The sequence below is a fragment of the Pseudomonas corni genome (assembly GCF_057128765.1).
On the sequence record NZ_JBSKHW010000022.1, the window covers coordinates 65970 to 79957 of the forward strand.

At 58.0% G+C, this 13988-nt stretch carries 11 protein-coding genes; 7 read left to right on the top strand and 4 right to left on the bottom strand.

Annotated elements, in window-relative coordinates:
- Positions 1 to 81 precede the first annotated feature (81 nt).
- The 7 genes from pqqF to ACWKV9_RS26115 all read left to right on the top strand — a co-directional run bounded on the left by pqqF (position 82) and on the right by ACWKV9_RS26115 (position 7902).
- Entirely contained in the window at positions 82 to 2559 is a 2478-nt protein-coding gene (pqqF, locus tag ACWKV9_RS26085) for a pyrroloquinoline quinone biosynthesis protein PqqF (RefSeq protein ID WP_483838991.1), read from the top strand.
- Positions 2560 to 2715: 156 nt separating this feature from the next.
- Positions 2716 to 2787, top strand: coding sequence for a pyrroloquinoline quinone precursor peptide PqqA (pqqA, locus tag ACWKV9_RS26090; protein WP_008365141.1), 72 nt, complete (start codon positions 2716 to 2718; stop codon positions 2785 to 2787).
- Between the two features lie 97 nt (positions 2788 to 2884).
- Positions 2885 to 3796, top strand: coding sequence for a pyrroloquinoline quinone biosynthesis protein PqqB (gene pqqB, locus ACWKV9_RS26095; RefSeq protein ID WP_483838992.1), 912 nt, complete (start codon positions 2885 to 2887; stop codon positions 3794 to 3796).
- 112 nt (positions 3797 to 3908) lie between these two features.
- Positions 3909 to 4664, top strand: coding sequence for a pyrroloquinoline-quinone synthase PqqC (gene pqqC, locus ACWKV9_RS26100; RefSeq protein ID WP_483838993.1), 756 nt, complete (start codon positions 3909 to 3911; stop codon positions 4662 to 4664).
- Entirely contained in the window at positions 4661 to 4936 is a 276-nt protein-coding gene (gene pqqD, locus ACWKV9_RS26105; RefSeq protein ID WP_483838994.1) for a pyrroloquinoline quinone biosynthesis peptide chaperone PqqD, read from the top strand. Before pqqC ends, pqqD begins: the two co-directional genes overlap by 4 nt.
- Positions 4908 to 6110 (top strand): pyrroloquinoline quinone biosynthesis protein PqqE, encoded by a 1203-nt coding sequence (pqqE, locus tag ACWKV9_RS26110; protein WP_483838995.1) that lies wholly within the window; start codon positions 4908 to 4910, stop codon positions 6108 to 6110. Before pqqD ends, pqqE begins: the two co-directional genes overlap by 29 nt.
- Positions 6076 to 7902 (top strand): S9 family peptidase, encoded by a 1827-nt coding sequence (locus ACWKV9_RS26115; RefSeq protein WP_483838996.1) that lies wholly within the window; start codon positions 6076 to 6078, stop codon positions 7900 to 7902. Before pqqE ends, ACWKV9_RS26115 begins: the two co-directional genes overlap by 35 nt.
- 151 nt (positions 7903 to 8053) lie before the next feature.
- Here the strand turns inward: ACWKV9_RS26115 and ACWKV9_RS26120 are convergent, their stop codons facing one another.
- The 4 genes from ACWKV9_RS26120 to ACWKV9_RS26135 form a co-directional block, all read right to left on the bottom strand.
- Entirely contained in the window at positions 8054 to 8215 is a 162-nt protein-coding gene (locus ACWKV9_RS26120) for a YqaE/Pmp3 family membrane protein (RefSeq protein WP_483838997.1), read from the bottom strand.
- 365 nt (positions 8216 to 8580) lie between these two features.
- Positions 8581 to 10359, bottom strand: a complete 1779-nt coding sequence (locus ACWKV9_RS26125; RefSeq protein WP_483838998.1) for an acyl-CoA dehydrogenase C-terminal domain-containing protein — start codon at positions 10357 to 10359, stop codon at positions 8581 to 8583.
- Positions 10360 to 10582: 223 nt separating this feature from the next.
- Complete coding sequence (locus ACWKV9_RS26130; RefSeq protein WP_483838999.1) at positions 10583 to 11878, bottom strand: GGDEF domain-containing protein; 1296 nt, start codon at positions 11876 to 11878, stop codon at positions 10583 to 10585.
- Between the two features lie 298 nt (positions 11879 to 12176).
- A complete protein-coding gene (locus tag ACWKV9_RS26135) occupies positions 12177 to 13982 on the bottom strand; it encodes a phenylacyl-CoA dehydrogenase (RefSeq protein ID WP_483839000.1) in 1806 nt (601 codons plus the stop codon).
- Positions 13983 to 13988 lie beyond the last annotated feature (6 nt).

Below are 13988 nucleotides of genomic sequence, written 5' to 3' on the forward strand. Positions count from 1 at the left end.
CCTACAGAGCGTGTCCGCGCCAACCACTGTCTAATCCGCTAGCATGACCATTCACTTTCCCGAGCCCATCCGGAAACCGTCATGCCAGCTCCCGCCTCGCCCACAACCCAATTCCTGATCCTGCCCAACGGCCTGCGCGTCATGCTGTGCCATGCGCCGCGCCTGAAGCGTTGCGCGGCAGCGTTGAGGGTATCGGCGGGCAGTCATGATGTACCGCGCGATTGGCCAGGGCTGGCGCACTTTTTGGAACATCTGTTTTTTCTCGGCACCGAGCGCTTCCCTGCCGGGGATAACTTGATGGCGTTCGTGCAGCGTCATGGCGGTCAGGTGAACGCCAGCACTCGCGAGCGCACGACTGATTTTTTCTTTGAGCTGGCGCCGCCTGTTTTCGCTGAAGGCCTGGAGCGACTGTGCGACATGCTCGCCCATCCGCGCATGGCCCTCGACGATCAACTGCGTGAGCGCGAGGTGTTGCACGCAGAGTTCATTGCCTGGACACGCGACGAGGCAGCGCGTACTCAGATGCAGCTGGTTGAGCACGTTTCGACGGAGCATCCGCTGCGCTGGTTTCACGCGGGCAATCGTTACAGCCTATTGGTGCCGCGTCCAACTTTTCAGCAGGCGCTGCACGATTTTTATCAGCGGTTTTATCAAGCGGGCCAAATGACGCTGAGCCTCACCGGCCCTCAGTCACTGGCGGAATTGAAAGCACTGGCTGAACGGTTAGGGAGGATGTTCGCCGAGGGCGCGCAGGTCGAGCAAATAGCGCCGCCTCGATTGATGGGGGCATCGCCAAGCGCTCATATCACTATCGATTCACGTCGGATGCATCTGATTTTTGCGTGTGAGGATTTGCCCGACGACGCGGAGAAGGCCGCAGATTTTTTCTGTTTTTGGTTGGGAAATTCCCAGGCGGGTGGGTTGGTTGCGGAGTTAAAGGCACGAGGACTGGCGGAATCACTGCACACCGAGATTCTGTATCAGTTTGGCGCGCAGGTCTTGATCGATATAGGGGTCGTTCTGAACGCCAACTTCGCGGGCAAGCGCGCTCCTACAAGTGATCACGCGTTATCTGTAGGAGCGCGCTTGCCCGAAATAGGGCTCATGCAGTCTGCACAGGATCAAATCACCGAACTGTTCCTCGACTGGCTTACCTTCTTCAAAAGGCATTACCCCGCCCTGCGCGACGAATACGCCCTGCTGCAACAAAGACGTCTGGAGGTCGGCGGGGCTCTAACGCTCGCCCGACATTACAGTGACAGCCACGCCTCTTCAGGTTTGTCTGATCGAGGAGCCGGCGCGCTGGATGCGTTGATCTATCAATTGCACGGGGACGTCGAACTCCTGACGCCGACGAAAACGGAACACCAACCCGAAGCAACTTGGCGCTTACCTAAACCAAACGCATTCCTGCGAGCCGCGCAGCTACCCGAGGAGGTCTGCCCGCCTCTATCACCGCTACCCTTCAGCAGTGCGCTACCTTTCTCATCCGGCGAAGGCGCGGTGTATTTACGCTGGTCGTTGCAACACCCACGCCCGATGCTTTGGCAAATGCTGAAAGACAGCCTGAAATCCTTAACTGAGGATGCGCAGCAGGCCGGGGTGAATCTGGCCCTCAGCGCGTTTGGCAGTTATTGGCAGCTCAAACTGAGTGGATTGACTGAGCCAGTGCCTGCGGTCCTTGAAGCCGTGCTGAAATTGCTCAGTGATCCGTCCGCCGACACGCTGGCACGGTATGCACAGCCCACGAACGAACCCAGACTCATACCCATTCGCCAGTTGCTGAAGACCCTTCCGGATTACCTTTTGAACGCCGCTACGCCTGCTTTTACTGCTCGTGAGTCTCTGCAGTCTGTCTGGCAAACCGCGTCGTGGAGCGGGTTGGCGCTGGGATTCTCAAGCGAACTTCAGAACAGCTTGCGTCACGCGCTGATCGGCATCCCCGGTACTGCGGATGTCCAGCCGCCCCAGCCACCTGTGATCCCCGAAGGCAAACGATGGGAAACCGAGCTGCCGGAGTCCTCCGAAGATGCGGTACTCATCTTCTGCCCGGCACCCAGCTTTTCCGTCGCAGACGAAGCGTGTTGGCGACTGCTCGCACACCTTGCACAGACGCCGTTTTACCAACGCCTGCGTGTCGAGTTGCAACTGGGCTACGCGGTATTCAGCAGCTTCCGACAGATTGCAGGGCAGTCAGGAATATTGTTTGGGGTGCAGTCGCCCTCGACCACAGCGGCCGAACTGGCTGGGCACATCGAGCAATTCATCGCTAGCATGCCGACGCTGATCGCTTCAGAAGACGTGGCGCTGCAAGGGCAAATACTCGCTGCTCAACTCGATCTGGGCAGTATGGAAACAGAACAGGCAGCCGAGTTGATGTGGCAGGCGCATTTGGCCGGTCACGACCAAGCCTCGCTGGAAGCCTTGAAACACTATTTATCAAATCTTCACGAAACCGATTGGCTCGCCGCCCTCGCGCAGCTCACAGGTCGCCAAACCGGCTGGCTGTACCTGGCAAATCGCTCTAGGCCAAGTGGCTTATGGTCTTGCAGCGAGTGATAGTTACCCACGCTGTAACGACCTTTCTCCGATAATCCGGCATTAATGCCCTGTCGAATTTAGTAACATAGCTCCCTAAGCATTTGAACGTCTCCCGCTGAGGGTGTACTAAGGATGTATCTACCCACCGCTGCATTAACCCAAAAGGAGTCTTTTATGTGGACTAAACCTGCTTACACTGATCTGCGTATCGGCTTTGAAGTCACCATGTACTTCGCAAGCCGTTGATTGTTGCGCACTGAAAAGCCTCGGTTCGCCGGGGCTTTTTTTGTGAAAGAAATAGTTTTCAGGCTCGACCAAACGAGCCAATCGGTACGGAGCAACAATGCACATCCAGATTCTCGGTTCCGCCGCTGGTGGTGGCTTCCCGCAGTGGAACTGCAACTGCGTCAATTGCGCAGGTTTTCGCGACGGCAGCCTGAACGCCAAGGCGCGTACTCAATCGTCCATCGCCCTGTCAGATGACGGTGTGAACTGGGTCTTGTGCAACGCGTCACCCGATATCCGTGCCCAACTGCAAAATTTTGCGCCGATGCAGCCCAACCGCGCGCTGCGCGACACTGGTATCAGCGCGATTGTCTTGATGGACAGCCAGATTGACCATACCACCGGTTTGTTGAGCCTGCGTGAGGGTTGCCCGCATCAGGTCTGGTGTACGGACATGGTTCACGAAGACCTGAGCACCGGCTTCCCGCTGTTTGAAATGCTCAAGCACTGGAACGGCGGCCTGCAGTGGAACCGGATCGAGCTGGAGGGCAGCTTCGTCATCCCGGCCTGCCCAAACTTGCGTTTCACGCCGTTTCCGTTGCGCAGCGCGGCACCGCCCTACTCGCCACACAGATTCGACCCACACCCTGGCGACAATATTGGCCTGATGGTCGAAGACCTGAAAACCGGCGGCAAATTGTTCTACGCCCCGGGCCTGGGCAAAGTCGACGACGCGCTGATGGAAAAAATGAGCGCGGCCGATTGTCTGCTGGTGGACGGCACGATGTGGGACGACGATGAAATGAAGCGTCGCGGCGTGGGCACTCGCACCGGTACGGAAATGGGTCACTTGGCGCAGAACGGCCCCGGCGGCATGCTGGAAGTGCTGGAACGCCTGCCCAACCAACGCAAAGTGCTCATCCATATCAACAACACCAACCCGATCCTCGACGAAGATTCCCCCGAGCGCGCTGAGTTGGTCCGCCGTGATGTGGAAGTGGCGTATGACGGTATGAGTATTCATCTGTAGGAGCGAACTTGTTCGCGAGGCGGTATTCCTCATACATCGCCTCGCCAACAAGTTGGCTCCTACAGAAAAGCGCTATTCCATCCAGTAAACGTGTTGTTTGACCGGAGCCCAAATGAGCGAACACGCTGCACTGTCCCCCGCTGAATTCGAAGCCGCCCTGCGCGCCAAAGGCGCCTATTACCACATCTACCACCCCTTCCATGTGGCGATGTACGAAGGCCGTGCGACCCGCGAGCAGATTCAGGGCTGGGTCGCCAACCGCTTCTATTATCAGGTCAACATCCCGCTGAAAGACGCGGCGATTCTGGCCAACTGTCCAGATAGGGAAATTCGTCGTGAGTGGATCCAGCGCCTTCTGGATCACGACGGAGCGCCGGGCGAAGACGGCGGCATCGAGGCATGGCTGCGTCTGGGTCAGGCCGTGGGGCTGGACCCGGACCAACTGCGCTCGCAGGAATTGGTCCTCCCCGGCGTAAGATTCGCGGTAGATGCTTACGTGAACTTCGCCCGCCGCGCGAATTGGCAAGAGGCCGCCAGCAGCTCTTTGACGGAGCTGTTCGCACCGCAGATTCACCAATCGCGCCTGGACAGCTGGCCTGCGCACTATCCGTGGATCGACCCCGCCGGTTACGAGTATTTCCGCACGCGGCTGGGCCAGGCCCGGCGTGATGTCGAGCATGGTCTGGCGATCACGCTGCAGCATTACACGACCTACGAGGGCCAGCAGCGGATGCTGGAAATCCTGCAGTTCAAACTGGACATCTTGTGGAGCATGCTGGACGCCATGAGCATGGCTTACGAGCTGAATCGTCCGCCCTATCACAGCGTGACCGACCAACGCGTCTGGCATAAAGGCATTGCCCTATGAGCTTCGATCGACAACTCACCCCGCGCTGGCGCCAAGGCTATCGCTTTCAGTTCGAACCCGCGCAGAACGGCCATGTGCTGCTCTACCCAGAAGGCATGATCAAGCTCAATGAAAGCGCGAGCGCCATCGGCGGTCTGATCGATGGCGAGCGCACTGTCGAAGCAATCATTGCCGTGCTCGATGAGAAATTCCCTGGCGTTCCCGAGCTCGGCGCAGATGTCGAGCAATTCATGGAGGTCGCTCGTGCAGAGCACTGGATTGAACTCGCCTGAATCGGCCCTGACTGAGTCCATCGTGACCGACCCCGGTTTGCGCATCCCGCCCAAACCCGAGGTCGGCCTGCCGCTGTGGTTGCTCGCCGAGCTGACGTATCGCTGCCCCCTGCAATGCCCTTATTGCTCCAACCCGCTGGACTTTGCCAAGCAGGGACAGGAGTTGACCACCGAGCAGTGGTTCAAAGTCATGGCCGAGGCGCGGCAGATGGGCGCGGCGCAGATTGGTTTTTCTGGCGGCGAACCGTTGGTGCGTCAGGATTTGGCCGAACTGATCGCCGAAGCGCGTCGGCTGGGCTATTACACCAATTTGATCACTTCAGGTATCGGCCTGACCGAGCAGAAGATCATCGATTTCAAGAAAGCAGGTCTCGATCACATCCAGATCAGCTTTCAGGCCAGCGACGAGCAAGTGAACAACATGCTCGCGGGCTCGAAAAAGGCCTTCGCGCAGAAGCTTGAAATGGCCCGGGCGGTGAAGAAACACGGCTACCCGATGGTGCTGAACTTCGTCACACACCGGCATAACATCGACAAGATCGACCGCATCATCGATCTGTGCCTGGCCCTCGAGGCGGATTTCGTCGAGTTGGCGACCTGTCAGTTTTACGGCTGGGCGCATCTGAATCGCGTAGGTCTGCTGCCGACGAAAGACCAGCTGGTGCGCGCTGAACGCATCACCAACGAATACCGCGCAAGGCTGGCCATCGACGACAATCCGGTGAAACTGATTTTCGTCACCCCGGATTACTATGAAGAACGCCCGAAAGCCTGCATGAACGGCTGGGGCAATATTTTCCTGACCGTCACACCCGACGGCACTGCATTGCCATGCCACGGGGCGCGGCAGATGCCGATCCAGTTCCCCAATGTGCGCGATCACACCATGCAGCACATCTGGTATGACTCGTTCGGCTTCAATCGTTTTCGTGGCTACGATTGGATGCCGGAGCCTTGCAGATCCTGCGACGAGAAGGAAAAGGACTTCGGCGGCTGCCGCTGCCAGGCGTTCATGCTCACAGGCGATGCCAGTAACGCTGACCCGGTGTGCAGCAAATCCGAGCATCACGGCCTGATCACCCAAGCCCGCGACGAAGCCGAGTATGCTAGCCAGACTATTGAGCAGCTGGCCTTCCGCAATGAACGAAACTCTCGAATCATCGCCAAATCCTGACCTGTTCTCTGCCGCCCAAGCTGTGGCGGCAGGGACTGATTTTGCCGAACTGAGCCTAAGCCCGGCAGGGCTGTTCTGGAGTCAGTACAGTCCTGAAGACGCCGCCTCACGGGTCTGGCGCTGGCAAAACGGCCACACGCAGTGCCTGACGCCTACCGACTTCAGCGTGCAAAGCCGCGTGTATGAATACGGCGGCGGTTCTTTTTGTCTGACTGACGATGCCGTGGCGTTCGTCAACGCCAGCGATCAGCAGATTTATCTCCAGCCGTTTGACGGCAGCCCCTCCCCGTTGACTCAAGGTGACAAGCGCTACGGCGATGTCCGGTTTGCCCGTGGGCAGATTCTGGCGGTCGAGGAAGATGGCGACACTCATCGACTGGTCTCCATCGACCTAGCTGACGGTATGCAGCATGTGCTGGCCGAGGGCGCAGACTTTTACGCTGCGCCTACCTTGAGCCCTGACGGGCAGCGATTGGCGTGGATCGAGTGGTGGCGGCCGCATCAGCCTTGGACCATGACGCGCCTGATGCACACAACGCGGCAGACTGATGGGCTTTGGTCCGCCGCCCAGTGTCTGGCAGGCCATGATCCCGAATCCCTGCAACAACCGCGCTTCGACGCACAAGGCCGGCTGTATTGTCTGACCGATCGCGGCGGTTTTTGGCAGCCCTGGATTGAAGCCGCAGAAGGTCTGGAGCCATTGCCCGCAGCCGATGCCGACCATGCGTCCGCCCCATGGCAATTGGGCGGCAGCACTTGGTTGCCACTCAAGGGTGGCGGTTATCTGGCCACGTGGTCCGAGGATGGATTCGGTGTACTGGGTCTGCGCGAGTCTGACGGCACGTTGGAAGATTTCAGCGGCGATTACAGCCGTTTTCGTAGCCTGGCCATCGACGATGAGTTTATTTACTGCATTGCGGCTTCCGCGGTCAGCCCATCTGCGGTGCTGGCTATTCGTCGCGACGATCATAACGTTCAGGTGCTGGCGGGGGGCGTTGCACCACTGCCTGCCGAACGTATCAGCCGTCCACAAACCTTGCGTTATCCCAGCGGCGACAGCGAAGCGCACGGTTATTTCTATCCGTCGATGGACGGGGCAGAAAAGCCGCCATTGCTGGTGTTCATCCACGGCGGCCCGACTTCAGCCTGCTACCCGGTTCTCGACCCACGGATTCAATACTGGACGCAACGAGGCTTTGCCGTCGCCGACCTCAACTATCGTGGCAGCACTGGTTATGGCCGTGCGTATCGGCAAGCGCTGTTTCTCACTTGGGGTGTGGTGGATGTAGAAGATGCCTGCGCAGTGGTCGATCATCTGGCCGGACGCGGGCTGATCAATCCGGATCAGGCATTCATTCGTGGCGGCAGCGCCGGTGGCTACACGACGCTGTGCGCCCTGGCGTTTCACAAGGTCTTCCGCGCGGGCGCGAGCCTGTACGGCGTCAGCGATCCCATCGCATTGGCTGCGGCCACGCACAAATTCGAGGCAGATTATCTGGACTGGCTGATCGGCGAGCCGGATATCGACATGGAACGTTACCGCGCCCGTACGCCTCTGCTGCATGCAGACCAGATCAGCGTGCCGGTGATCTTCTTCCAGGGCGAACTCGACGCCGTAGTGGTCCCGGAACAGACTCGCGCCATGCTCAAGGCTCTGCAGGACAAAGGCATCCCTGCTGAAGGGCATTTCTACGCGGACGAACGCCACGGCTTTCGCAAGGCAGCTAATCAGATCCACGCGCTGGAAACGGAATGGGGGTTTTATCGGAGGGTCATCGACGGCGCGTTATAACAATCCGCAATCTGTAGGAGCGAACTTGTTCGCGGGGCGGGCAATTGCATACACAGAGCAAGTGCCTCGCCAACAAGTTGGCTCCTACAGAATCGGTATCAGCCGCTCCACCATAGATGTGCAACGCATATGCGGCTGACTTTGATTCGGGTTACTTACGGCTGGCGATGATGTAGATCGCGTGGATGATGCCTGGGAAGTAACCGAGGAGGGTCAGGAGGATGTTCAGCCAGAAGGCGCCAGCGAAGCCTACTTGCATGAAAACGCCCACGGGTGGCAGCAGGATGGCGAAGATAATGCGGATGATGTCCATGGGTGAAGCTCCTGATTAAAAGACGGCCTTTGTTGGCCACACAGCTAATCGACCTTGGACAATTACAGGGGTTCCACGGGTGCGGCAACTCGCCACCATCAAAATTGAGTTGCCACAGTCTGCCGTCAATTCCGAAACAAAAAACGCAGACAAAGAAAACCCCGCCGGAGCGGGGTTTTACAGATTGTTTCCCTTTGACTTCCTTTTCGTCCCACCTCCCTGGCAGGTTTCCTACGTGTCCGTGTTATCTATTTGCGCGTCCTGCGCTACGTCCATGTGAAGTAGATTAACTTTGGATCCATTCCAGGGATATGGCAAAACAGCAGCACGTCATGTAAGCAAATGCTTACACGCTATCACCGGGGTCAGAATTGTGACGCCTCCAGCAAGTAGAGCGACTCGCTACCGGCTTTGACTGAAGTCGCAAGTGACTGAATCCGCGGCAGCAAACGGGCGAAATAGAACCGAGCAGTGCCCAGTTTGCTGGCGTAAAAGTCCTCCTGACTTTCCTTGCCCAGCGCCGCCTTAGCCATCATCGCCCACATGTAGGCATAGGCTGTGTATCCAAATACTTGCAGATACTCTACCGACGCAGCGCCGATTTCATTCGGATTGTTACGCGCGCGATCCAATACCCAGTCGGTCAACTCGTCCAGCGTTGTCAGCGCAGCGCTCAACGGTTTGGTGAATTCACTCAACGAGCTGTCGGACGCAGCGATGAATTGACGTACTTCGTCGGAGAAGACTTTGTAGTACGCGCCGCTATTGGCGACGACCTTGCGCCCCATCAGATCCAGTGCCTGAATCCCGTTGGTGCCCTCGTAGATCTGGGTGATCCGCACGTCGCGCACCAGTTGTTCCTGGCCCCATTCGCGAATGTAGCCGTGGCCGCCGAAAACCTGCTGCCCATGAACCGTGGTGTCCAGGCCCATATCCGTCAGGAACGCTTTGGCGATAGGCGTAAGCAGCGCGACCATGGCATCGGCGCGCTGGCTGACGTTGGCGTCTTCACTGTACTTGGCAGTGTCCAGTTGCAACGCGACATAGCTGGAAAAAGCTCGACCTCCCTCATTCAGCGCCTTCATGGTCAGCAGCATGCGCCGCACATCTGGGTGAACGATGATCGGGTCGGCGGCGGTGTCTTTGGATTGAGCACCCGTTGGAGCCCGGCTTTGCAGGCGGTCGCGAGCGTACTCGATTGCGTTCTGATACGAGCGCTCACCAGAAGCCAGGCCCTGAATCCCGACCCCCAGTCGCTCGTAGTTCATCATGGTGAACATCGCCGCCAGGCCCTTGTTCGCCTCGCCGATCAAATAGCCCTTGGCCGCGTCGAAGTTGATCACGCAGGTTGCGGACGCTTGAATACCCATTTTGTGTTCGATAGAGCCGCAGGACACCGTGTTGCGCTCACCCAGGCAGCCATCGCCATTGACCAGGAATTTGGGGACCAGAAACAACGAAATGCCTTTGGGCCCGGCTGGCGCATCCGGCAGCTTTGCCAACACCAGGTGGATGATGTTTTCGGTCAGGTCGTGCTCGCCGCCGGTAATGAAAATCTTGGTGCCGCTGATCTTGTAGGCGCCGTCGGTCTGTGGCTCAGCCTTGGTACGGATCATCCCGAGATCGGTGCCCGCGTGAGCTTCGGTCAGGCACATCGAGCCGCTCCAGAGACCTGCATACATGTTCGGAAGGTAAGTTGATTTGAGTTCTTCACTGGCGTGGGCATTGATGGAGACGCAGGCGCCAGAGGTCAACATTGGGTACAGACCAAACGCCAGGCTGGCTGAGTTGACCATCTCCTCGACCTGCGCCGACACAGCTTTCGGCATGCCCATGCCACCAAACTCAGGGTTGCCCCCGACGCCTACCCAGCCGCCCTCGGCGTAGGTTTTGTAAGCAGAAACGAAGCCTGCGGGTGTCGTTACAACGGTGTCCTGCCAGTGGCAACCTTCTTCGTCGGCTGCCCGGCTTAGCGGGGCGACGGATCTGCCGATGACCTTGCCAGCTTCTTCAAGAATCGCTTCGACCGTTTCAGCATCGACCGCCTCGGCCAATTCAGGCAGTTGTGCCCAGAGTTTGGAGACCTCGAACACTTCATTAAGGACGAAGCGCATATCGCGCAAAGGCGCTTTGTAGTCAGCCATGGCAAACCTCGCAAACAGACGCAGTAACTCGGAAAGGTAACGCCGTTTGCAGTCTACGGCGCCGATGTGTCGATGAAACCGAGTGTACCCGAACACCATTTGCGACACATAGGGTCAGCTCGTGACCGTATAGTTAATTATGGTCACATATTTGGAGCATGCATGTGGGGGCCGTCTTACACAGATGAAAGGCGTTTGATTACAAAGAAAAAAGAGATGGATGTCAGCTGGCCGTGGCCATTCGCACGGCACCGCGTTTGCTGGTTTGGCTGTGAGAAATCACACAATTGCGCCCTGCGGCTTTGGCGGCATACAGCGCCTGATCTGCAGATTTCAGGACTTCTTCGGGATTGCGTTGTTCGGGCTGACGCTCGGCAACACCAATACTGATCGTCACAGTTACTGTAGAGGCCAGATTGCCCCTACGCCGTTGCCGGCCTTGCAGATCGTCTTGCGGGCGGTCTTGCTGGTCACGCAGACGAATCTGGTAATTGGCGATGACTTCACGAACAGCGTCAAGGTGAGGAATGCAGTCCTCAAGGGTCTTGCCAGCGAACACGATGGCGAATTCCTCGCCACCGTAGCGATAGGCTCGACCGCCCCCGCTGGTGATTTTCGACAGCTTGCTTGCCACTAATCGCAGCACTTGGTCGCCCACATCGTGGCCGTAGGTATCATTGAATTTCTTGAAATGATCGACATCGCCCATGGCCAAAACGTAGTTGCGGCCCAGTCGTTGCATTCGCTCGTTCAGGGCGCGACGACCCGGCAGACCCGTGAGCTCATCACGGAAAGCCATCTGGTAAGCCTCATGCGCGACGGCCGCGGCGATCATCAGCATGACCTGGCTGCACATGACGTTCAGGGTGAACGGGAGAATGAACGTTTTCGGCAATGCCCAGAACAAGCCAAGCAAACCCACGAGCTGCGCGGCATGCAGCGGGCTGGGCTTGCGTACGTATTGGGTGATCAGCAGACAAAAAGCGATGATGAACGCGGCGTAGGACAGCTGAATCAAACTCATCCATTCGCCATGAAGCGCCGGCCAGCGAATGTCGGCCAGCCACGCCAGCAGTCCTTGAGGAAAGCTTTGCTCCAACCCGAGCGCGACGCCGCCGACCGCTGCCAGTACTGCCACCCGCGCGACCAGGTCCTGAAACAAGTGCGTGCGCTCTTCCCAAACCGCGAAGAGGCCGAACAGCATCGGTAGCAGCAGGCAACAAAGATGGAAGACGACGGCTGCGTCCGCACGCACCACGCCATTATCACGGTAGTAGTCGGTCTGGGTATCCAGCAGGAAATACGCGATATACACCGTGATCATCAGAAACAGCTCACGCTGACGCTTGTATACGCCGCAGTACGCGCCGCCGAGCAGCAGAACCAAGGTCGGCAGCACGTTGAACAATGAGGTGAAGAACACGTTCAGGTCCTTCACATACGCAGCCGCCAGCCCAGCGATCAATAACGCCAGGGAAGGCAAAAAATGGCTGATGCGTGCGGCGGATGGGCGGCGCAAAACGGTCTTTCTCCTACTCGGCTAAACTTGGGTCAATGCGAGTGGCGGTAAATGGCATTGTGCCTGTATCGGCTGCGATACGCATTTGATAAGCAGAAAAGAGACAGTAATTACGACAGACGCTGATCGATAACTCGACTGTAGGAGCGCGCTTGCTCGCGATTGCGTCGGGTCAGAAATATGAAAGTTGCCGGAACACCTTGATCGCGAGCAAGCGCGCTCCTACAAGAAAACCGGCGCAAAAAAAACCGCTCCCCCCGAAGGAGAAGCGGTTTTTTGGTTAGCTCAGCGGGTGACTTTAGTAAGCCAGACCGAAGTGCTCTTCGTTCATATCCATCAGGTTGCCTGCGCCTGACAGCATGGTGGCGACGTAGGTGCGGGTACGCGGCAGGATGCGCTGGAAATAGAAGCGCGCGGTTTGCAGCTTGGCGGTATAGAACGCTTCTTCGCTGGTGCCGGCCGCCAGTTTCTCGGCAGCGACGCGGGCCATGTCTGCCCAGAAATAGGCCAGGCACACGTAACCGGAATACATCAGGTAATCCACCGAAGCGGCGCCGACTTCTTCACGGTCTTTCATGGCGGCCATACCGATCTTCATGGTCAGTTCGCCCCACTCTTTGTTCAGAGCGGCAAGCGGCGTGACGAATTCGGTAACAGCCTCATTACCTTCCTGGTTCTGACAGAACTTGTGGACGATCTTGGTGAAGCTTTTCAGCGCCTCGCCCTGAGTCATCAGTACTTTACGGCCCAACAGGTCGAGAGCCTGAACGCCGGTCGTGCCTTCGTACAGCATGGAAATCCGACTGTCGCGAACGTTTTGCTCCATGCCCCACTCGGCGATAAAGCCGTGGCCGCCATAGATTTGCACGCCGTGGTTGGCGGATTCGAAGCCAACCTCGGTCATGAACGCTTTTGCGATTGGGGTCATGAACGCCAACAGGCCATCGGCTTGCTTCTTGGCCTCAGCATCATCGCTGTACTTGACGATGTCGACCTGCTTGGCAGTGAAGTACACCATCGCACGGGTGCCTTCGGCGAACGCCTTCATGGTCAGCAGCATGCGACGCACGTCAGGGTGAACGATGATCGGGTCAGCGGCTTTCTCCGGCGCTTTCGGGCCAGTCAACGAGCGCATCTGCAGACGTTCACGGGCATATTTCAGACCGCCCTGGAACCCGATTTCAGCGTGGGCCAGACCCTGCAACGCTGTACCCAGACGTGCCGTGTTCATGAAGGTGAACATGCAGTTCAGGCCCTTGTTCGGCGGGCCGATCAAGTAGCCGATAGCGCCGTCGAAGTTCATCACGCAGGTGGCATTGCCGTGGATGCCCATCTTGTGTTCCAGCGAACCGCAGTTCACGGCGTTACGATCACCGATGTTGCCCGCAGCATCCGGCACGAACTTAGGCACGATGAACAGCGAAATACCTTTGGTGCCAGCCGGTGCATCGGGCAGGCGCGCCAGCACGATGTGGACGATGTTATCGGCCATGTCGTGTTCGCCAGCAGAAATGAAGATCTTGGTGCCGGAGACTTTGTACGAGCCATCCGCCTGAGGCTCGGCCTTGGTGCGAAGCATGCCCAGGTCAGTGCCGCAATGTGGTTCGGTCAGGCACATGGTGCCGGTCCATTCGCCAGAAACCAGCTTGGTCAGGTACGCGTCCTGTTGCTCAGGCGTGCCGTGTTCTGAAATGGTGTTCATCGCACCGTGGGACAGACCAGGGTACATGCCCCACGACCAGTTCGCCTCGCCAACCATCTCGCTGACAGCCAGACCCAGAGACTCAGGCAAACCCTGACCACCGTGGGCGACGTCATGGGCCAGGCTCGGCCAACCGCCTTCGACGAACTGTTTGTAGGCTTCTTTGAAACCGGTAGGGGTTTTGACGCCGGACTCACTCCAGGTGCAGCCTTCGGTGTCGCCGACGCGGTTCAACGGGGCTAATACCTGCTCACAAAACTTGGCGCCTTCTTCAAGGATGGCGTCGACCATGTCAGGCGTAGCGTCATGGCACGCTGGCAGGCTCTGATAGTGCGCTTCGTAGCCAAGCAGTTCGTCACGTACGAAGCGAATATCACGCAAGGGGGCCTTGTAGTCAGGCATAGCGAT